Source organism: Vibrio coralliilyticus ATCC BAA-450 (genome assembly GCF_000176135.1).
Lineage (GTDB): Bacteria > Pseudomonadota > Gammaproteobacteria > Enterobacterales > Vibrionaceae > Vibrio > Vibrio coralliilyticus.
Genome location: NZ_ACZN01000008.1, coordinates 63825 through 84696, shown reverse-complemented (window position 1 = coordinate 84696; position 20872 = coordinate 63825). Strand labels below are relative to the sequence as shown.

General features: G+C 47.7%; 18 protein-coding genes, 1 tRNA gene, 1 rRNA gene and 1 pseudogene. 12 read left to right on the top strand and 9 right to left on the bottom strand.

Annotated features, from left to right (window positions below; all coding sequences use genetic code 11):
* Positions 1-183 precede the first annotated feature (183 nt).
* A 5S ribosomal RNA gene (gene rrf, locus VIC_RS01330) occupies positions 184-299 on the top strand.
* 31 nt (positions 300-330) lie between these two features.
* Positions 331-407: transfer RNA gene (locus VIC_RS01325), tRNA-Asp, on the top strand.
* Between the two features lie 636 nt (positions 408-1043).
* Here the strand turns inward: VIC_RS01325 and VIC_RS01320 are convergent.
* From VIC_RS01320 to hemC, 4 genes are read right to left on the bottom strand one after another with little or no spacing between them, the layout of a single operon-like run.
* Positions 1044-2222: a heme biosynthesis protein HemY gene (locus VIC_RS01320; RefSeq protein WP_006957340.1), complete on the bottom strand. Its 1179-nt coding sequence runs from the start codon at positions 2220-2222 to the stop codon at positions 1044-1046.
* Positions 2222-3427, bottom strand: coding sequence for a uroporphyrinogen-III C-methyltransferase (locus VIC_RS01315; RefSeq protein WP_006957339.1), 1206 nt, complete (start codon positions 3425-3427; stop codon positions 2222-2224). The genes VIC_RS01320 and VIC_RS01315 overlap by 1 nt, the downstream gene beginning before the upstream one ends.
* 15 nt (positions 3428-3442) lie before the next feature.
* Positions 3443-4171 carry a uroporphyrinogen-III synthase gene (locus VIC_RS01310; RefSeq protein ID WP_006957338.1) on the bottom strand — a complete coding sequence of 243 codons (729 nt, stop codon included), beginning with the start codon at positions 4169-4171 and terminating at the stop codon, positions 3443-3445.
* Positions 4172-4175: 4 nt separating this feature from the next.
* Positions 4176-5114 carry a hydroxymethylbilane synthase gene (gene hemC / locus VIC_RS01305; RefSeq protein WP_006957337.1) on the bottom strand — a complete coding sequence of 313 codons (939 nt, stop codon included), beginning with the start codon at positions 5112-5114 and terminating at the stop codon, positions 4176-4178.
* Positions 5115-5448: 334 nt separating this feature from the next.
* Here hemC and VIC_RS01300 point away from each other — a divergent pair, with 334 nt between their 5' ends.
* Positions 5449-7977, top strand: a complete 2529-nt coding sequence (locus VIC_RS01300; RefSeq protein ID WP_006957335.1) for a class I adenylate cyclase — start codon at positions 5449-5451, stop codon at positions 7975-7977.
* 61 nt (positions 7978-8038) lie between these two features.
* Here the strand turns inward: VIC_RS01300 and cyaY are convergent, their stop codons facing one another.
* A complete protein-coding gene (cyaY, locus tag VIC_RS01295) occupies positions 8039-8353 on the bottom strand; it encodes an iron donor protein CyaY (RefSeq protein WP_006957334.1) in 315 nt (104 codons plus the stop codon).
* 74 nt (positions 8354-8427) lie between these two features.
* Here cyaY and lptM point away from each other — a divergent pair, with 74 nt between their 5' ends.
* The 7 genes and pseudogenes from lptM (at position 8428) to VIC_RS27220 (ending at position 15588) form a co-directional block, all read left to right on the top strand.
* Positions 8428-8550: an LPS translocon maturation chaperone LptM gene (lptM, locus tag VIC_RS27225; RefSeq protein WP_006957333.1), complete on the top strand. Its 123-nt coding sequence runs from the start codon at positions 8428-8430 to the stop codon at positions 8548-8550.
* 23 nt (positions 8551-8573) lie between these two features.
* Complete coding sequence (gene lysA / locus VIC_RS01285) at positions 8574-9827, top strand: diaminopimelate decarboxylase (protein WP_006957332.1); 1254 nt, start codon at positions 8574-8576, stop codon at positions 9825-9827.
* Positions 9828-9837: 10 nt separating this feature from the next.
* A complete protein-coding gene (dapF, locus tag VIC_RS01280) occupies positions 9838-10668 on the top strand; it encodes a diaminopimelate epimerase (protein WP_006957331.1) in 831 nt (276 codons plus the stop codon).
* Between the two features lie 25 nt (positions 10669-10693).
* A complete protein-coding gene (locus VIC_RS01275; protein ID WP_006957330.1) occupies positions 10694-11398 on the top strand; it encodes a DUF484 family protein in 705 nt (234 codons plus the stop codon).
* Positions 11370-12299 carry a tyrosine recombinase XerC gene (xerC, locus tag VIC_RS01270; RefSeq protein ID WP_006957329.1) on the top strand — a complete coding sequence of 310 codons (930 nt, stop codon included), beginning with the start codon at positions 11370-11372 and terminating at the stop codon, positions 12297-12299. Before VIC_RS01275 ends, xerC begins: the two co-directional genes overlap by 29 nt.
* The gene (gene yigB, locus VIC_RS01265) at positions 12299-13021 is read left to right on the top strand and encodes a 5-amino-6-(5-phospho-D-ribitylamino)uracil phosphatase YigB (RefSeq protein ID WP_006957328.1); all 723 of its coding nucleotides are present in this window, start codon (positions 12299-12301) and stop codon (positions 13019-13021) included. The genes xerC and yigB overlap by 1 nt, the downstream gene beginning before the upstream one ends.
* A 91-nt stretch (positions 13022-13112) precedes the next feature.
* A pseudogene (locus tag VIC_RS27220) lies at positions 13113-15588 on the top strand (bifunctional diguanylate cyclase/phosphodiesterase).
* Here the strand turns inward: VIC_RS27220 and VIC_RS01255 are convergent.
* Together VIC_RS01255 and VIC_RS01250 are read right to left on the bottom strand one after the other, a co-directional pair.
* Positions 15580-16179 (bottom strand): tRNA-uridine aminocarboxypropyltransferase, encoded by a 600-nt coding sequence (locus tag VIC_RS01255; RefSeq protein WP_006957327.1) that lies wholly within the window; start codon positions 16177-16179, stop codon positions 15580-15582. The pseudogene VIC_RS27220 and the gene VIC_RS01255 sit on opposite strands and share 9 nt — an antisense overlap.
* 1 nt (position 16180) lies before the next feature.
* The gene (locus tag VIC_RS01250; RefSeq protein ID WP_006957326.1) at positions 16181-17701 is read right to left on the bottom strand and encodes a COG3650 family protein; all 1521 of its coding nucleotides are present in this window, start codon (positions 17699-17701) and stop codon (positions 16181-16183) included.
* Between the two features lie 38 nt (positions 17702-17739).
* Here VIC_RS01250 and VIC_RS01245 point away from each other — a divergent pair, with 38 nt between their 5' ends.
* Positions 17740-18210, top strand: a complete 471-nt coding sequence (locus VIC_RS01245) for an EVE domain-containing protein (protein WP_019274046.1) — start codon at positions 17740-17742, stop codon at positions 18208-18210.
* A gap of 24 nt (positions 18211-18234) precedes the next feature.
* On the opposite strand, the gene VIC_RS01240 is transcribed toward VIC_RS01245, so the two are convergent.
* Positions 18235-19062, bottom strand: a complete 828-nt coding sequence (locus VIC_RS01240; RefSeq protein WP_006957324.1) for a Cof-type HAD-IIB family hydrolase — start codon at positions 19060-19062, stop codon at positions 18235-18237.
* 114 nt (positions 19063-19176) lie between these two features.
* Entirely contained in the window at positions 19177-20166 is a 990-nt protein-coding gene (locus VIC_RS01235) for an alpha/beta fold hydrolase (protein ID WP_006957323.1), read from the bottom strand.
* Positions 20167-20251: 85 nt separating this feature from the next.
* Between VIC_RS01235 and rhtB the strand changes: the two genes are divergently transcribed.
* The gene (gene rhtB / locus VIC_RS01230) at positions 20252-20869 is read left to right on the top strand and encodes a homoserine/homoserine lactone efflux protein (RefSeq protein ID WP_006957322.1); all 618 of its coding nucleotides are present in this window, start codon (positions 20252-20254) and stop codon (positions 20867-20869) included.
* Positions 20870-20872: the final 3 nt, after the last annotated feature.

Below are 20872 nucleotides of genomic sequence, written 5' to 3'. Positions count from 1 at the left end.
TGCCCGTGAGGCTTAACCATACAACACCCAAAGGGTTTTGATGGACTCAAAGCAAGAACTTTGAATGTGTAAATACAGAACTTAAAAACAGCTTTCCGAATTATTCGATTTGCAAGCAAATCTCACCCTAAAGGGCCGCACTAAAGTGCGTTTGAATTTGCGAGCAAATTGATAAAGAATTTGCTTGGCGACCATAGCGTTGTGGACCCACCTGATTCCATGCCGAACTCAGAAGTGAAACGCAATAGCGCCGATGGTAGTGTGGGGCTTCCCCATGTGAGAGTAGGACATCGCCAGGCTTTAAATTTAGACTTAGAGTCTAACCAGTGCGGAGCGGTAGTTCAGTTGGTTAGAATACCGGCCTGTCACGCCGGGGGTCGCGGGTTCGAGTCCCGTCCGCTCCGCCACTTATTCAGAGAAAGCCCTAACAGAGATGTTAGGGCTTTTTCGTATCTGCAGTATTATTGCTGGTCTGCGACCAACAAGTCCCGGTTGTCCACAACTCTGAGCTAGGCCTCTCCACCACCATTAGCCATTTATTTAGAAACCCAGTCCAAGGACTGGGTTTTGTCGTTTAGGGGCAATGATATTTAGGGGACGCATCCCGCTTGAGTACAGACTCAGCGACCCGCACTTATTCTAGACCCGATCAGTTTATGATAGGGCCTCTTTGTTTGTGCAAAGTTGTCGCTTGCAACTAATAAGTCCCGAACGTATTCGAGTCCAACTACCCACAAAACTGAGCTACTACTTATATAGAGATACTATTCTCAAGCTGGGCTTTGTTGTTGGTGTATGCATCGTTTCTTTAGAGTACAAATCACATAAAGATTGGCCTGTCTTATCGGGTGCGGAATACTTAGGAAGTTTAGGAGTTGGTAGTCCTGACGACGATTTCTAAGGTATTAAACTGGCAACTTGGTAGGCTTAGACATTCAAATCTTAACGGTTTTTCATTCCACTACGGATAAGAATGAGCGTTGTGAGGTTTAAGTAATAAAAAGCCGACCTAGCGGTCGGCTTAGTTAGTAGAGATTAAACCTTTACGCTTGGACTAAAGTGAGTGCTTTCTTCGACACCTCATGAGCGGCTTTAGTCATATTCTGTTTCTCTAGTGCATCGGCTAAATAAGAGTAATCAGATACGCTGGAACGGACTGACAACGCTTTTTCTAAGTGCTGTTGTGCCTCAGACCAGTTTTCATTTCTTAAGTGGAACTGAGCAAGTGCACTGTGCGCTGAGGCATTGTTACCGTCTTTTTTTAACACGTCTTCTAGGAACACAACGACAGGATGATCGTCCGCTAGGTTCATATCAGGCAGCAATGCATAGAGCTCTGAATCTGGGTGCTTTTTGAGATTTTCTTTGACTAGCGTAAAAGCCTCACTGTCTGCTTTACGAGCCATAAGCTGCTTGGCAAAGCATTCGACTAAGTGAGTGTCGCTTTTTAATTTGCGGGTAAGGCTATTCCAGTGGGCGATCAGTCCTTCACTGCCTTTTTGCTCTGCAACTTCCTCTAACAAACCGCATTGAGCACGTTGGGTTAGCTGAGCCTGCTCATCTTTAGTGATGATTTTGCTTTTCACCAGTGTAGATAAGGTATTCAGCAGTGGTTGCCACATCTTAAGCTCAATGTAGACATTTTTTAGCAGATTAAGAACGATGCGATTATTTGGGTAGCTGGATTTCAACTGAGATAACGTCTCAAATGCCGCAGTGTAATTTGCTTCTCTGACTTGCTGCTTGGCTCTCGTAAGCTCAACCGCTAATAGAGCATTTTCCTGCTCAGATGCCAGTTTAAGATAGTGGTCACGCTTTTCATTGTCTCCCAGTCCTTGCGCTGCTTCTGAAGCGACTAGGTAACACAGTAGCGGCATATCATGATGATTTGCCCAGCGAGTGACTTTTTTTTCTGCCAGTTTGAAGTCACCTTCGAGCAACTTGATGATACCTTCATTGGTATAGCGGCGAGAGCGACGCATCTTACGCACACTGAAGTAATTCCAGGTCGCTGAGCTGGCATAGAGGGTTTTCTTGATCAGAAACTCGAGGCCAAACAGCGCGGCCAATGTTGCAATAACAAATATCACCAAAGTCGTGACACTCATTTCAATGGTCTTATCTGCAACTGAGATAAGTACGTAGCCCTGCTGGCCAGCATATTGGGTTCCGGCAAACAGCCCAGCCCCTAAGACGACGAAGAGAAAAATGATTCTGAACATTATTTCTCCTCCGTAACCAGAGTGGTGACTTCACGGCGCAGGCGGTCACGAATAACGTCGGACAGAATTTGCTGTGTTTCAAGTTTCACCGGGTAGTCGACTTGTACATTTTGCTTGCTTAGCATCTCCAGAGTTTTATTGAACTCGATAACGGTGTTAGCGTCTTGGTTAAAGAATGAACTCGACCATTTGTCGGCAGTTGTTAATGCTGTCTGATAAATATCTTGCTGCTCAACGTACACCGCTTTAATCGCCGTTTCTAACTTGGCCTTAATGTTTTCTTTAAGATAGAAATGTTGTTCTGGCGATAACAAAGGAATGACATTGCCATCTCGAGTGCGGAAGGTAATGAAATTTTCCGAGAAGTCTTTGAGTGAAGTCATCAGGTTATCTTTCCAATCATAGATGTCTTCGGAGACCTGTTGCTCTTTCTGCTCTGGTGCCTCAGGAAGAATGGCATTGGCTAACGGAAGGCTGTCGACTTGCTGTTGCAGCGCCGTTAATCTGAGCACTAGGCCTTCGCGATCGATAATTGGCACAGACTTAAGCTTCGTAATGTCATTGGCCATTGATTTACGTAACGGCACCAAGCTTGGGTCGTTTAACGCCGCGATGCGCTGATCGGCGCTTTCCATCAGTTTAGTGGCGCTGACGGCATCATGTTCGAGAAACAGCTTTCGGCCCGCCAACTTCACTAGATAATCTGCTTCTGCTAATAGCCAGTCGTTCGGGCGACGACCTTTTACGTCAGCAATCGCAAGCTGCAGGCTTTCAATGCTTTTTTGCTGCTGTGATAAAACAGTTTCTGTATTGTGAGTGATCTCGGTGGCTTTGGCTAACGTTGCCTGCTGAGTTGCGGTTAAATCCTGCTGAACAGAAGCGGTAGTTTGTTCCAGTTGCTTTTTCAGTGCTTCAATTTGAGATTGGTACTGAGCATTTTGTTGCTGCATCTGGAATGTTAAACCGCCACCAACTATCAGTGAAATCACGATCGCGACAGCACCGAGCTTAACCCCGCGCTTGGCATTTTTTTCTTGTTTGGCAGTGTCTGTTGACGCTGTAGGTTCAGACTTTTTATCGGAAGACGTAGAGGGAGATTCAGACGCATTAGAAGTATTGTTGGAAGACTCGTGAGTCTCAGCAGATGACGCTGTTTCTTGGTCTTTCTCAGGTTCAATGTGGTCGTTTTTATTTTTACTTGTCATTGCTATTGTCCTGTTTCACTTTGGCCGGAGAGTAGCCAGTAAATCCTTATTGGAAGCGCTTCCTGTGTTGATTATATGAAGAAACCCCATTTGTTGCGCTTCATTTGCGATACGTGCACTCGGTACATAAAGTTGAAGCCCGAATGCCCAGTTCAATTGCGCTTGTGTAAGCTGTGATACAAAGTAACTCAGCTGACCTGAACTGGTGATGACTAACTGTTGAATATGTTTATCCTGCCAGAAAGGTACGAATAAATCTGAGTCGAAAGCAAGGTTTTCTCGTTTGTATACTTCAAGATAACTGGTATGCGCGCCTCGAGATCTAAGTGTCTCGTAGATCAGCTCTCGGCCACCGTTGCCTCGTAGGATAACGACCTTTTTGCCTTTGACTTTTTTTAGTATGTCCAGCTCGAGCAAATGCTCGCTGTCACCAACGTCGGGGTAGTGTACTTTTTGCTGGCTGAGTTTGCTTAAAACATGTGCAGTTTTTTGACCGACGGCAATGTAGGTCGCTGTTTGCGGCCATTCTTGCTGAGACGTAAAGGCTTGTTGTGTGAGCGTTACCGCATGTTGGCTGACGGCAAGAATACAGTCGAACTGATTAAGTTGAGTGGCAATGCCGGAGAGATCTTTCCCCGGCAGGATTTCGATAAGAGGCTGATGAAGCGCGCAGATACCTGCGCTGTTGAGCTGTTGGCAGAGTGAGCGGCCTTGTTCACCTGGCCGGGTAACCAACACCGCCATGGAGTTACTCGTGATCCGCGTACAGTCTAGTCAAAATATCGCGAGCACCGTCATCCAGCAGTTGGTTGGCCAATGTCACCCCAAGTTTCTCAGCGTCGGCGCGCGAGCCTTTGATTTCGCCACGCACAATCTTTGAGCCGTCAGGCTCGCCGACAAGCGCGCGCAACCAGATGTCATCACCATCCAGCAGGGAGTAACTGCCAATAGGCACCTGACACCCCCCTTCCAAGGTTAAGTTCATTGCGCGCTCACACAGTACGCGGTCAGCGGTATCTTTGTGGTTAAGTGGTTCAAGTAGCTTGATAAGGCGCTCATCATCTAGGCGACATTCAATGCCGACTGCACCTTGCCCGACAGCAGGAAGAGACTGCTCAGGCTCAATAAAACTGCGAATGCGCTCTTCTAGCTCTAGGCGTTTCAAGCCTGCTGCTGCAAGGATGATGGCATCATATTCGCCAGCATCGAGCTTACCTAAACGCGTACCTACGTTGCCGCGTAGCTCCTTAATGACTAGATCTGGGCGGTATTCCTTGATCTGACATTGACGGCGCAGACTGCAAGTGCCGACAACCGCACCTTGCGGCAGTTCGTCAATGTTAGCGTAGGTATTAGAAACGAAAGCGTCACGAGGATCTTCACGCTCACAAATCGTAACCAGCCCTAGGCCTTCTGGAAAATCAACAGGCACATCTTTCATTGAGTGAACTGCCAAATCTGCGCGTCCTTCCAGCATGGCGACTTCGAGCTCTTTTACGAACAGACCTTTACCGCCGACTTTTGCTAATGGAGTATCGAGAATGACATCGCCTTTCGTCACCATAGTTACAAGCTCCACTTCTAAACCAGGGTGTGCTGCTTGAAGGGCATCTCGTACGTAGTAGGCTTGCCAAAGAGCAAGAGGGCTTTTGCGTGTTGCAATTCGAATAGGAGTCGATTGTGTCATGATGGTCTTTGAATAACAGTTCAGATGGGCTAATCCTACCATTCTCCAAGAAAAAGTCTTACTGCTAGATCATTTCGATGAATGTCAGACGTCGGGCTAGCAGAAAATATTCAAAATAGTGTGATGAGCATCTCGTTTGTAAAATGGGCTATTATTACAAAAGGCGGATACGTACCACACTATGTCGCGAGCATATTGATTAACAAAACAATGTCGATTCGATCGTACATTTCTTTACCAATCGAAATAAAAGTGTTAAATTGATCACGTTTTGTTAGTGCTTTAGAACAATTTGTCGTCAGGGCACAGTTAGGAATCAACCAAGGAATCACCCTTGCAGGCTTATACAAAGACGCTTATTCAGAGACTTGATAACCTAAACCAGCAGCGTATTGAGCGCGCGCTGGCTCTTATGGATATGCAAAGTCAGCGTGTTTTCCATCTGATTCCTACCCTTCTTCACTTCAACCACCCAGTCATCCCCGGCTATTACGATTCTCAAGTTCCTTTTGGTGTATACGGTCTCGAATTCAATGAGGTGCAACAGCAGTTTGTTGAAGATACTGAACTGACGATAGGTCAGTCGCTTCGGACCAGTGCAGAGCCCGCTATTCTCGGCTTGTATACCATGGGTAGTACTTCGTCGATTGGACAGAGTACCTCAAGCGATCTTGATATCTGGGTGTGTGTCTCACCATCAATGAGCTGTGAAGAAAGAGAGTGCCTGACCAATAAGTGTTTGTTGATTACCGATTGGGCTCAGACTCAAGGTGTTGAGGCGAATTTCTTCCTTATGGATGAAGAGCGTTTTCGTACCAATCGCTCAGAAGAAATGACCGGCGACAACTGTGGCTCGTCCCAACACTTACTACTATTAGATGAATTCTATCGCTCTGCTGTTCGTCTTGCTGGTCAGCGGTTGCTGTGGCAAATCGTGCCGCCTGAGATGGAAGAGTGCTACGACGAATACGTTCGCGATTTATGCAGCCAAGGTTACATTGATTGCTCGCAGTGGATTGACTTTGGTCAGCTGAACCGTATTCCAGCCGAAGAGTATTTTGGCTCGAACTTGTGGCAGTTGTATAAGAGTATCGATTCACCTTACAAGTCGGTGCTAAAAGCTATCCTACTTGAAGCGTATTCGTGGGAGTACCCACATACCCAACTGCTTAGCATTGATACTAAGCGTCGATTTTTTGCCCATGAGCCTGATCTCTATGGCATGGATGCATACTACTTGATGCTAGAAAAGGTAACACGTTACCTTGAGCGTATTGGCGATTATACCCGTCTTGATCTGGTGCGCCGTTGTTTCTATCTCAAAACACACGAGAAGTTATCACGTGAGCCTGGTATTGGCTCTGTTGCTTGGCGCCGTGAGGCGATGAGTGACATGATCCAGAAATGGAACTGGGACCACTCAGTGCTGGTTGAGCTAGACGACCGCCGTAACTGGAAGGTTGAGCAGGTTAAAGTGGTTCACCATGCTTTGCTTGATGCGTTGATGCTGAGCTATCGTAATCTGATTCAGTTTGCTCGTCGTAACGACATTACTTCTGCAATCAGTCCGCAGGACATCAGTATCTTGGCGCGTAAGCTCTACGCGGCGTTTGAGGTGTTGCCGGGTAAGGTGACTTTGCTTAATCCGCAGATTTCCCCAGACTTGCATGAATCCGACTTGAGCTTTATTGAAGTGAGACCAGGTCGTACAAACCGAGCCGGCTGGTACCTCTATAAGCAACCTCTTCAGCCAGATCGCATTCTTGGTCAGCCATTCTTAGAGCACAATGAATACCTCAGTAAGTTGGTCGCTTGGTCATTCTTCAATGGTCTAATTACAGAATCGACGCGTCTGCACTCGGTAGTTCGTGATGCTCATCTGGATATCGATAAGTTCTATCAGATGGTCAGCGATTTGCGTAATACCTTCTCATTACGCAAGCGCCGCCCAACCATGCAGGCATTAGCGAGCCCTTGTGAAATCAGCCAACTGGCGATGTTCATCAACTTTGAAGATGATCCAACGGCTGAGCTGAGTGGCCGCGCGCTGAAAGTGGATCTGAAAACTACCGATATTTTTAGTTTTGGCTCAAAGCAGACTTGTCTGGTTGGCAGTGTGGATTTGGTTTATCGCAATTCTTGGCATGAAGTCCGTACGCTGCATTTCCGAGGCGAAACGGCGATGCTGGATGCACTGAAAACCATTCTGGGTAAGATGCACCAAGATGCGTTGCCGCCTGAGTCGGTAGATGTGTTCTGCTACAGTAAAAACCTGCGTGGTGTGATGCGTAATATGGTGTATCAGCTTTTAGCGGAATGCATTGATTTGCGCCTTAAGCCTATTGAGCAAGAGAAACGTCGCCGCTTTAAAGCGCTGCGTATTGCTCAACAAACGTATGGCTTGTTCTTTGAGCGCCGCGGTGTGTCTGTGCAGATGCTGGAAAACTCGGTCGATTTCTACCGCAGCATCTCGACCAGTAAACTCAAAGGTTCACCATTGCTGATGCTGGACAAGGAGCAAGATTACCAGCTGCCAGAAATAGTCGACAGCTTTGCCAGTGAAGGTCTGATCCAGTTCTTTTTTGAAGATTCAGATCAAGGCTTCAATATCTATGTATTGGATGAAGCAAACCGTGTTGAGGTGTACCACCAGTTCAGTGGCATGAAAGATGAGATGATTGCCAGCGTGAATAGCTTCTACACGTCGGTAAAAGATGATAATCAAATGTCGACTCAGTTTATTAACTTCAATTTGCCTCAGTACTATCAAATCGTTCACCCAGCAGAAGGTGACTCTTACATCGTGCCATATCGTAATGATGGCGCTAACTATTCCAAGCCAAGTCGGGCCGTGAATGCGTAAGTCGAAGCAATAAAAAAGAGCACTTAAGGTGCTCTTTTTTGTATCCGAGTTTTACGGGGCACTACACCCATTCAATCTCTTCATCCGAATGCTTTTCGCACTCCTGTTTAACCATCGCAATCAGCTCAATACCCGTTTTTGAACAGGTCCACTGATCCTCAACCATAGCGAAGTGGAAACCGCCAGACTTAGATGCCAGCCAGATTTCCTTCATTGGCTCCTGACGGTTAATAATGATTTGGCTACGGTCTTCAAACTCTAGGGTCATGACATTACCGGAAGTTTCGTAATCAATGTCCGCGCCTGAATCATCAATCATTTCTTCGATGATTTGCATTTGAACATCTGCCAGCTGATGAAATTCAGTCTCGTTCATCCTGTTATCCTATTGCTTTTCCTGAGTGTGGTGCGATTATAGGGGGCATTGAAAGATTAATCACGACACAACCCATGAAAAAATCACTAATCGCTCTGTTTCTTTTATCCGTTCTTGGTTTGGCTGGCTGCGGTCAGACAGGTCCTCTCTACATGCCTGAAGATGCATCTCAGAATGAGCAGCCTTCACAACAATAAATAATGACATAAGGGATAGCACTTTGGATTACTTCAACTATCAGGATGATGGCCAACTTTGGGCCGAAGATGTTCCACTGACAGACTTAGCAGAGCAATTTGGAACGCCACTTTACGTATATTCCCGCGCGACGTTTGAGCGCCATTGGAATGCTTTCGATAAATCCGTTGGTGAGCACCCACACTTGGTGTGTTATGCCGTAAAAGCGAACTCGAATCTGGGTGTGCTTAATACACTGGCTCGCCTTGGGTCTGGCTTCGACATTGTTTCTGGTGGTGAACTGGAGCGTGTTATTGCAGCAGGCGGTGAAGCGAGCAAAGTCGTTTTCTCGGGTGTTGGCAAAACGGCGCCTGAAATGAAACGTGCCCTTGAACTGGGTATCAAGTGTTTCAATGTGGAATCTGAGCCAGAGCTAGAGCGCCTTAATAAGGTCGCGGGTGAGTTAGGAGTGAAAGCACCAATTTCACTGCGTATCAATCCAGACGTTGATGCCAATACGCACCCTTATATCTCAACAGGTCTGCGTGATAACAAGTTTGGTATTGCGTTTGATCGTGCACCTGCGGTGTACCAGTTTGCACAAGGTCTTAAAAACTTAACGATCAAAGGCATCGACTGTCACATTGGTTCTCAGCTGACGGACATCGAACCGTTTATTGATGCCACTGACCGCTTGCTGGCACTGATTGATGACTTGAAAGCGCAAGGTATCAATATTGAACACCTTGATGTGGGTGGTGGTCTGGGTGTTGTTTACCGTGACGAACTGCCGCCTGAGCCATCTGAATATGCTAAGGCACTGCTTGGTAGACTGGAAAATCACCAAGATCTGGAACTGATTTTTGAACCAGGCCGCGCAATCGCTGCTAACGCCGGTGTATTGCTTACCAAGGTTGAGTTCCTAAAACATACCGAGCACAAAAACTTTGCCATTATCGATGCTGCAATGAATGATCTGATGCGCCCAGCACTGTATCAAGCGTGGCAAGACATCGTGCCGGTCAACCCTCGTGAAGGTGAGCCAGTGACATACGATCTGGTTGGCCCAATTTGTGAAACGGGCGATTTCCTTGGTAAGGACCGCGCTTTGGTATTGCAGGAAAATGACCTGCTTGCGGTTCGCTCAGCAGGTGCGTATGGCTTTGTGATGTCGTCGAACTACAATACTCGTACTCGTGTCGCTGAAGTGATGGTCGATGGCAATAAAGCGCATTTGGTACGCCAGCGTGAAGAGCTGTCGAGCCTGTGGGCCCTAGAAAACATTCTTCCGGAGTAATTGGAGTCTTATGCATTTCCATTTTTCTAAAATGCATGGTTTGGGTAATGACTTCATGGTCGTCGACTGCATTACTCAGAACATTTTCTTTTCTCCTGACTTGATCCGCCGTCTGGCGGATCGTCATACAGGAGTTGGTTTTGACCAACTGTTGGTGGTTGAAGCCCCTTACGATCCCGAAACCGATTTCCACTATCGCATTTTCAATGCCGATGGCAGCGAAGTGGAGCAGTGCGGTAATGGTGCCCGTTGTTTTGCCCGTTTTGTGCGCATGAAAGGCCTGACTAATAAATACAGCATCAGTGTCAGCACCAAGAAAGGCAAAATGATTCTCAGTATTGAAGAAGACGATCAGGTTACCGTCAATATGGGGGTACCGGAATTTGAACCGAATAAGATCCCATTCAAAGCCAAGCAAACAGAGAAGACTTACATCTTACGTGCCGAAGAAAAGACCTTGTTCTGCGGTGCGGTGAGCATGGGTAATCCGCATGTTGTGACGGTCGTAGACGATACACAAACTGCCGACGTTGATACGTTAGGCCCGCTGCTGGAATCTCATGAGCGTTTCCCTGAGCGAGTGAACGCTGGCTTCATGCAGGTATTAAGCCGCAACGAAGTGAACCTGAGAGTCTACGAGCGTGGTGCCGGTGAAACTCAGGCATGCGGCAGTGGTGCTTGTGGCGCGGTTGCAGTGGGTATCGTGCAAGAACTGTTGGATGAGAAAGTCACAGTGAACCTGCCTGGTGGCTCGCTAAAAATCAGCTGGCAAGGACCGGGTAAACCGCTTTACATGACTGGCCCCGCCACTCATGTGTTCGATGGTCAGCTAAGCTGTTAAGAAGAAAATAAATAAAGGAACGAACGTGTCGCAGATTGAAGCTGATGCGCTGACAGCTGAGGTTGTCGCGGAATACTTGCGTGACAACCCAGATTTTTTTAGTACCCGAAGTGATTTAGTCGATCGCCTTGCATTACCTCATAAAGAGCAGGGCGCGGTGTCGCTGGTTCATGTTCAAATGACCAGACAACGCCAGCGTATTGAAGAGCTGGAAGAAGAGATAACCACTCTGATGTCGTTGGCGAAAAACAACGATCGTACTTTTCATGAGTTTATGAGTTTGCAGGAACATGTCCTGACTTGTGATGCCTTGCTGCCTGCGGTCAAAGCCGTCGAAGAGATGGCTAAGTCTCTCGGGTTGGTGGCGTATGTACGTTTGCTCGACAGTGAGTCAGCGTATTACTCACTCGATAAAGATAATTACCAACGTTTTGCGACCAATCACCTCAATGGTAAGAGTGCTTATTTAGGGCGAATGCGTAAAGCAGATCGAGAACTGCTGTTTGGTGACAATACCCGCGCACCTGAGATGGGGTCTTATGTGGTGTTACCGCTGCACAAGCAGTCCCTGCAAGGCATTCTGGCTTTTTCCAGCAGTGATGGTGGGCACTTTCAGCCGCATATGGACACCTTATTCTTGCGCCATCTTGCACTGGTGCTTTCCCACTTGATTGAAACCCTTCCATGGCAAAGTGACGACCATGAGCGAATCAGTAATACCTCTGCCTAACGGACTACAAAGCCCTCTCAATCGTTTCTATGAGTACTTGAGAAGCGAGAAAGGGCTTAGCCTGCACACTCAACGTAATTACAAACAACAACTGGAAACCATGGCTCAACACTTGGTGACTATGGGCTTGAAAGATTGGTCTCAGGTTGACGCAGCTTGGGTTCGCCAACTGGCGAGTAAAGGTATGCGTGATGGCATGAAAGCCAGCAGCCTTGCGACTCGATTATCCGCATTACGGAGTTTCTTTGATTTCCTGATCTTGAGAGGAGAGTTAACCGCAAATCCTGCCAAGGGTGTGTCTGCTCCGCGGAAGAAAAGGCCTTTACCCAAAAACCTCGATGTGGATGAAGTTGGTCAGTTACTCGAAGTTAATGAAGATGATCCGTTGGCGATACGCGACCGAGCCATGATGGAACTGATGTATGGCGCGGGGCTGCGACTGGCGGAAATGGTCAGTGTTGATGTTCGTGATGTGAGCCTGTCTTCCGGAGAGATCCGAGTGGTGGGTAAAGGTGACAAAGAGCGTAAGGTGCCTTTTGCTGGCATGGCGGAGGAATGGGTCGCCAAATGGCTCAAAGTTCGTGGTGCGCTAGCCAATACCGATGAGCCAGCGTTGTTTGTGTCCAAACTGGGAGTACGGATTTCGCACCGTAACGTACAAAAGCGTATGGCCGAATGGGGACAAAAACAGTCGGTTGCCAGTCACATCAGTCCGCACAAGCTACGTCATTCGTTTGCGACCCACATGCTGGAGTCGAGTAATAACCTCAGAGCCGTTCAAGAGTTGCTGGGTCATGAGAACATCTCCACCACTCAAATCTATACACACTTGGACTTTCAGCATCTTGCTGACGTCTACGACCAAGCTCACCCCAGAGCTAAAAAGAAAGAGAGTGACTGATGCATTTCTATCGCCAGCTACCAGTCATTGAAGCAATGACGTTCGATCTTGATGATACCTTGTACGACAACCGCCCAGTGATCCGCAGGGTTGAGGCGCAGGTGGTGGCTTGGCTACACAAACACCACCCAATGTCTGCGAGTAAACCACTGAGCTGGTGGCATGAGTTAAAGATGGAATTGGCAGCCGCTGACCGCTGGCTGACCAATGACATGACGCTATGGCGGCGAACTCAGATAGAGCAAGGTCTTTATCGCCTTGGCTATGAGCAAGTGGACGCCAAATACGCCGCTGAGCAGGCGATTCAGGAAGTGTTGCGGCTACGCAGTGATTTTACTGTACCTGATCAAACGCATCAGGTTATGCAGAAGCTTGCTGAGCAAATGCCATTAGTAGCGATTACCAATGGCAATGTGGATGCCGAAAGAATCGGCCTAGCAAAATATTTTTCCTTGATCCTTCAATCGGGTCCAGATGGCTATGCTAAACCACACCCACAGATGTTCGATAAAGCCATCAGCCATCTGCAGTGCTCAGCTCACAACATCTTGCACGTTGGTGATCATCTGATTAGTGATGTTAAAGGCGCCAAGAATCGTGGTTTGTCGGCATGTTGGTTTAACGATCAGGGTGCGAGCTTAATCCAGCACCGCAGAGCCCGAACACTGCCTGACATTGAAGTGTCCTGTTTACAGGAATTGCTGTTACTGATTGAGAACTAAGTTACGCCTTGATAGACAAGGACTTTTCATTTGCACAGTCATCAATTAGGTTAGAGTGAGTACACAAAAAATAACGTCTTAGGCCGATTGCATGCATACCTATTCTGCTCTTATCAGAGATGAACAACAGCTCACCCGCTTTCTTGGTTCCTTGTCTGATGACGCATCGCAATCGGTTTTGATTCAATTATTGTCATCGCAAGATGAACGCCAGATCCGCAGTTACGCTCAGTTGATTGAAGAGCGTTTACCTGAGGCCAAAATCATTGGTCACAGTACCCGTCATGTTATCCATCAGGGAGATATTCACCATCACAGTACGTTGATTGCGGTATCGGTCTTCTGTTGCACTCAATTGAGTGCTGCCTATGTCCCTCTGCAAGGTCACCCAGATAACGAAGCGGCTTCTCTAATCGAGCAACTAGAACTCAATGAGCAGAGTAAGCTCATTATCAGCTTTTCCCAGTTGACGAACGGCCGTGACTACAACCTGTACTTGGCACTTAATCCCATTGCTGATGTGCCAGTGTGTGGTGGCCTGGCTGCCAGCGTTGACGGCCAGCCTGCTTGGTTACTGCTTGGCACTGATATTCATCATGATTCTTCAATAGCCGTCGCCTTACATGGTGAATCACTCTCAGTATGGCGCAGTGCGTTTGCTGAATGGAACCCGATTGGCAGCCCAATGCGCGTGACCGCTGTGAGTGGCAATAAGCTGATATCGCTCAATCATGAACCTGCTTATGATGTGTTTCGCCAGCGTTTAGCTGATGGCAAAGCACTGACGCTGGAACAAATGCTGAGCTTTCCACTGCAACGCGATAATCGTCAGCAGATCTGCGTGCCGAGTGAGCTGCATCCCGGCGGCGTGGTGGAGTTGGACAGTCCCTTAGAGGTGGGAGATGAAGTACGAATTTGCTACAACCACCCGTCAGTGACTCTAGAGCAAGTCAGGCACAATACCGCTCAACTGGCGCAGTACAATCCAGAAGCGGTGTTTATCTACAATTGCGAATCTCGCCTTGAGTTCATTGAAGGTACCAGTGAAATAAAGCCGTTTGATCGTTTCGAATCTTGTATCGGTTCCTACTGCATGGGGGAGTTGTATCGCAATGAGCAGCAGGAAGTTTTGCATCACAGCATGACTTACGTGGCGTTGAGTGAAAATGATCGCCAGCCTTTGCAACATCAGTTGCAGGAAGAGTACCCGATTTCACCTTTGTTTCATCTGATCCGTCATTCAATCGAAGAGTTGGATGAGACACGTAAACAGATTGAAGAAAAGCTTGCCCCGCCAAACGGAAAAACTGATAGAGAGCTATCGTTACGATAAGCATACGGGGCTGAAGAATCGGGCGGCATTGCAGGAGGAGGTGAGAGGAGCTGATGCCAATACGCACCTGATCACCTTGAAGCTGTCTAACTTCCATCAGGTTAACGAGAAATATGGCTATCAGGTGGCGGACGAGCTAATCCGCGATCTGACGGACCTGTTTGTCGTTCAGCTTGAAACACATCGTGGTGAGGCAGCGCTTCGTCAGTTGTACTACATCGGTATTGCCGAATGGGCCTTGGTTTTCAGTTCGCAAGAGAGCAGTGAGCGTATTCGCCAAGAATTTCTACTGTTTGCCGATCAGATTGAACACATTAATTTTGAGCCTTATGGCCTACCGGAGGTGGATTACCTGTCGGTGTCGGTCACGGGCGGGCTAGCCAGCATGAAGGACTTTCCCAATATTGAAGGGGAAGAACTATTACTGCGTGCGATTGATGCGAGACGTAAAGGCAAGGCGCATAACACCCATTTATACAATGCCAAAGACTGCGCGACAGGGATTGAAGCCCAACAAGAGCGCTTGGCTTTGATGGGGTCAGTGAGCCGCGCGATATTAAATCAACGTATTCTGACCTTCAGCCAGCCGATTTTCGCGGCTCACTCTCATGAAATGGTGTCACAGGAGTGTCTGGTTCGCATTGAAGATGAAGGCGAAATTATCGCTCCGGGGCGTTTTCTGCCCATCATTGAATACACGCACCTGTATACCCGATTAAGTCGTTTTATGTTGAGTTCGACGTTGGAATATATGGCGGACAAGGCTATGCCTTTTTCGATTAACCTGTCGCCGCAAGATATGCTCAGTGATAAAACGCTTTATTTGCTTGAAGAGTCGATTGCGCGCCTTAATGATCCAAGTCGCTTAGGTCTGGAAGTGCTGGAGTCTGAGCAGATCAAAGACTTTTCTAGGATGACGGAGATCTGCGGACACTTTAAGGCGATGGGGGTTCGTCTGCTGGTGGATGATTTTGGTAGCGGTTATTCCAATATCGATCAGATTATTCGCCTTGAGCCAGACATCATCAAGCTCGATGGCAGTTTGATCAAAACCATACACACGGACCCGAAACAGCGCCAGATCACCGGGCAATTAGTCAAACTTTGCCAAGTGCTCAACGCGAAGACGGTCGCGGAATTTGTTCACAACCAAGCGGTGTGTGAGATTGCGGAAGATTTAGGGGTTGACTATTTACAAGGTTTCTATCTGGGGGAGCCAACACGGCTATTTTAGCGCGTGCCCGCTTTTATCTGCCTGAAATGCTCTCATGTAGTGACTGAGAAACTGCCGTAAATGCTCTGCTTGTGATTCTTGGCCTAAAGAACCGATGATTTCTGCCCCCACCTCTAGTGTGCATAAATGGCCCTCATCTTGATTGCGCCTCAGCTGATAGTTGGATGTAGAAGCTGGCGCTAAGTGCACTTTGGTAAGTGCCTGCAGCCAAGGGCTTTTACGCAGCATTTTCCTCGCTTCTTGCCAAGTCCCGTCAAGAATGATGAATAAAGGCTTGTGTGCTTTCTGCTCCGCGTATTGAGTCATCTGGTTGATGGGCTGGCTATCTTCACCAGGAAACAGCAGCAGCGGTTGATAACCATCATGGTTGACTAGTCGAGCCAGTTCGGAGCAGGGTTGTTTGCGTTGCCAGATATGTCGACTGCTAGGATGGACCGTTTTCAGTAGCCACTGCCCAGTGTTGGTTTCCCGCTGATACTCATTTTCGTGCATCAAGATAGCCAGATGTGCAGGCACGTTGATGTTAGGTAAGTACTCACAAACACAGTTGTGTTTCAGCAGGCAGTTTGGGCAAGGGCTTGAAGTTGGCATCTTACAGCGTGACGCCTCCCTGATGAGGAGTCAGGCCATCAGAAAACAGTTGAACTGGGCTGATTTCATCGTAGTTTGCCACGGGCGCGACACTTGGGTTGAGGGGGTAGTGCGTACCGTTAAATTGCAAAGTGTGCTGGTTGGGTACTGCGCCGCCACCGCTGACAAACATCACCAGATCGCGCCAATTTTGATGAAATTGGGTCCCCAAGTTTAAAGGCGTTTGCACCAATGTAATCCGGCTATTGAATTGCCATTTCTGCTCCACATTGTCGAAAATCAGCAAGGTGCAACCACCAGAACCGCACCAGTCGAGCTGAGCCAGCAATTCTTTGTTGCCATCGCCATTAAGGTCGTACGTCAGCCAGCGATAGCGCGTCCCAGTAGGATCCTGCTTCTCTCCCTTGAAGTAATCACGCAGAGCTTGATCAACCTGTGGGTTGAACTCAGCACTCGACGGGACTTTGTTGCTGTCTGCCATGGTTTGTTGAGAAGAGAGAGTATTCCCCGCTTTGTAAAGCGTGAGTCCGCCTTCAGCAATGTCGTACACCACGCTACCGACTTTTTCCTGCTTGGCCGTCAGGGTATGGTCTTTTTCGGTATACAGTCGCTCGGAGGTGAGAGGCTGGCCTTGTAAGTGTGTGCCAACCACTTGTACCTGACTTGGATTCAGTTGCTGCCAGAAACCTTTTTCAACCGTATCCGATCCTCCATTCTGATAGCTGTAAGTGGTGCTGGCTGTATGATCTGGTTTCATTACTAGAGAAACACTAAAGGGAGCATTTTTTCTTGCTTGAGCCTGATAAGTCGCCGCCCAGCGTTGGGTCGTGTCCTGGTTTGATAGCGTCGCACAGCCACGATAGGTTTTATCGCCGATTGTAAGTGTTGAGCTCCAACCATAAAGGCTATCACTCATACCATCACTGCAACTGCGCAGGTTAAGCTCTAGTTGACCATTGCTGAATGTGTAGCGGCGACGGTCTGCTTCAATCTTTGTCGTGGTCAGTTCAAGTTGTTGTGCTTCTTGGCCCATTTGGCTGAACTTAAGGGCGTTATCGGCAAATTGAACTGACCAGAATGGTTCATTACCAAAGGCTTTCGTCGGTTGAGCAGGCTGTGCGCAGCGTTGGGTATTTTCCGCTGTTAGTAGGTTGATCTTGTCGACCACGAAGCGCGCGGCGTAATCGGCAGCGAATCCTTCCTTGCCCGATGGCTCAAGGTGGCCAATTACCTCACCGTATAGCGGCGCATAAGGGGAACGTACCAACTTCATCCCTTGCTGGAATCTATCTTCAGGTAGATCCAACCAATATTGCTGCTGGCTGCCACATGGCACAATTGAGCGTACCTCGTGACCAAGGATGACTTCACCGCGCATGACAAAAGTTTGAGGTTTGACTGAGGAAGGATCATTCAGCGTTGCCTGTGGAGTGTGTGCTGGCTCCGAACCGGATTGAAAACCGGAACAGGCCTGAAGGGCCAGTAAGGTCGTCACTGCTACTGGGTTTCTTAACGCCTTCATGCTATATCTTCCTCATACTTAATCATTCGGACGTCATTATGGCATATTGGTTATTCAAAACAGAACCGGACACTTTCTCTATTGACACACTTCGTACACAAAATACTTCCTGCTGGGAAGGCGTACGTAATTATCAGGCGCGCAATATGATGCGAGATGAGGTCAAAGAGGGCGATTTGGTGCTGATTTACCACTCTTCATGCAAGAAGGTTGGAGTCGCTGGTATTGCGAAAGTAACCAAAGAGGCTTATCCCGATCATTTCGCCTTTGATCCTGAAAGTGACTATTTTGACCCGAAATCTTCACCGGACAACCCTCGCTGGGTGATGGTGGATATTGAATTCGTCAGAAAGACGGAGCGGCTGATTCCACTAACAGTCATGAAAGCAATGCCTGAGCTGGAAAACATGCCTTTGGTGAAACGTGGCAATCGCCTGTCAATTATGCCGGTGAGTGAGCAGGAATGGCAGGCGATACTGGATAAAGAGAAATTACCGTCGCAAAGATAATGCGTCTCTCTTAAAGAGTGAAGATTAGAACAAATGAGTATGTAGGTAGTGTGCCACCGCATCGTCAGCGTTGCTGCCTATCACTTCATTATCTGGCAAGGCTTGTTTCACTTTGATATGTGAAGTCTCCATCACCAAGCCTTTGCCCGCCATGGACAGCATTTCGACATCGTTCATCCCATCACCGAAAGCAATACAGTTTTCCAGTGTCAGATTGAGAGACTCAGCCACCACCTTCAGAGCTTCTCCTTTCGATACGTCCGCCGCCATCACTTCGAGACACCAAGGGGTGGAGAAAGCCACATTGAGCTGGTCACCAAACTTGTCATTCAATTGTTGTTCAAACTTCACCAGATGGTCGTGATCTTTAGCTGGATGGGTAAAGAAGATTTTTGCTATTCCATCGGTTGGCGCTGCATTGCCATCAAAGCGTTGATAGGCGAAACCGGATTCACTGTGGAACTTCGCTAGCATGTCGTCGTCTCTGTCCAGCAGCCAACTATCATTCTGATACATATGGATGAAAATCTCAGGATCTTGTCTGATCACATCGATCACCGGCTGAACCAGATTTTGCGGTACATTGTTGCTGTACATCAGGTTGTCATCTTGATCGTGAACACGGGCACCGTTTGAGGTGATCATGTAAGCTGGGATGCCTGACAGTTGACGAATACCTGAAACATCAACGTGGTGACGACCAGTCGCAAAGATAAAGGTATAGCCCTTCTGGTGTAGCTCGTTCAGCGTTTGCTTAGAGAAGTCACTCAGCTGGTGGTTAGGCGCCAGTAAAGTACCATCGAGATCGGAAGCAACCAGTTGGAAAGGAGTCTCTTTGCGTGTGTCTGTCATATCACCCTCGTGCGTAATGCGTTGAACAGCCCAGGAAGGGCAGAGTGACTATTCTACTGGAACAGAAAGGGGAAAAAGAGGGTAAAAGTTACCCTCCAGTATTTCCTATTTTTATCAATACTGATTGAAGAAAGACAGTGTGGCATCCAGTGCTTGATCGCGATATTCGTCTTTTTCAAACAACACTTCATGGCGCGAGCTATAAATGATCTTTAACGCGCACTGATAGTTGGTTTTCGCCAGTTTTTTGATGAATTTGAGCTGATCCTGATTGGAAACGATCTGGTCACTGCTGGCCTGAAGGAGTAACAATGGGACTTTTATCTGGCGCGTCATCAGGTGACATTTTCTGGCTGCCATTAATCCCTGCCACACCCAGCGTGTGCTGGCTCCGCCAATTTTCAGCTCTGGTCTCTGCTCATAGAGGTCACGAAACCAGTGATAGCGGATCTGGCTTTGAGTAAGGAAATTACCTTCAAATGGTTTTGGGTAATAGGGGGCCTGACCGGGGGCAAAAGTTGGCTTAGGCGCAAGCGCAGTCATGATGTGGCCAAGGGGTATTGCGATTGGTTTGAGATGCCAGGGCAGATTGACGCCAAACATCGGTGCACTGAGTGACACGGCTGAAAATGAATGATCTGGATAGCTTTGTAGGTAACGAGTGGCGATATTGCCCCCCATTGAATGGCCGAGCAGGTAACGTTTATCGTAACCACTTAAGTCAAAATGTTGGATCAGACCATGTAAATCTTGCACATAGTCTTCGAAGTCTTCGACATAACCCATTTGCTGGTCTTCAATCAGCCGATCTGACAGGCCCTGACCTCGATGGTCGAAGGAGTAGATGTCATAGCCTTGCTGGAACAGATCATAGAACAGTTCCTGATACTTCCAGGTGCACTCTATACGGCCATTGACCACCACGATCGCTTTAGTGTGCTCAGGAGAGGTAAGTTTCACCCAGAACAGCCGAGTTTTATCAAATGACTTAAAGAAGCCTTCCTCACGTGAGCGCCACAATTGAGCAATATTGTTATTGATTGCTTGCTCAAAATTCGACTCTTGAGTATAAGGTGGATTAATGCTGGTGCTCGATTCATTCATGATATCGGGGCCTAGTATCAACACTGACAAGTAAACAAGTCTAAATTATGTGTGGCTAAGGAAGTTTAGTCGAGAGGAAAACACTATGGATATGCATGTTTGGTTAGCCTACGTAGTTACAGCTGTTGTATTCAGCCTCGCTCCAGGTTCAGGAACCGTGAACTCAATCAGTAATGGTCTGAGCTATGGTACACGTAAATCTCTCTCAGCGATCGCAGGGCTGCAAATTGGGCTGACGTTACACATTATCTTAGTCGGTGCCGGCATTGGCGCCTTGGTTGCTCAGTCAGCAACTGCATTTACCGTGATTAAATGGGTCGGTGCGGCTTACTTAGTGTGGTTAGGTATTCAGAAATGGCGCGATAAGTCTGGTTTGGCGACTCACACTCAAGGTGAAGCGTTATCCGGTACTAAACTGATGAGCAATGCTGTGCTGATCAATCTGACCAACCCAAAATCCATCGTATTTTTGGTCGCGCTGTTTCCGCAATTCATTGACCCTGCCAAAGATCAGCTGACGCAATTGGCGGTATTAGGGGTGACAACCGTCGTGATCGACTCGATTGTTATGCTGGGTTACACCTCTTTGGCGGCACAAATGGGGCGTTTTATCCGTTCTGATAAGATTATGAGTAAGATCAACAAGGTATTTGGTTCCATGTTTGTCGGTTGTGGGGCATTATTAGCGGCTGCCAAAGCTTAAGTA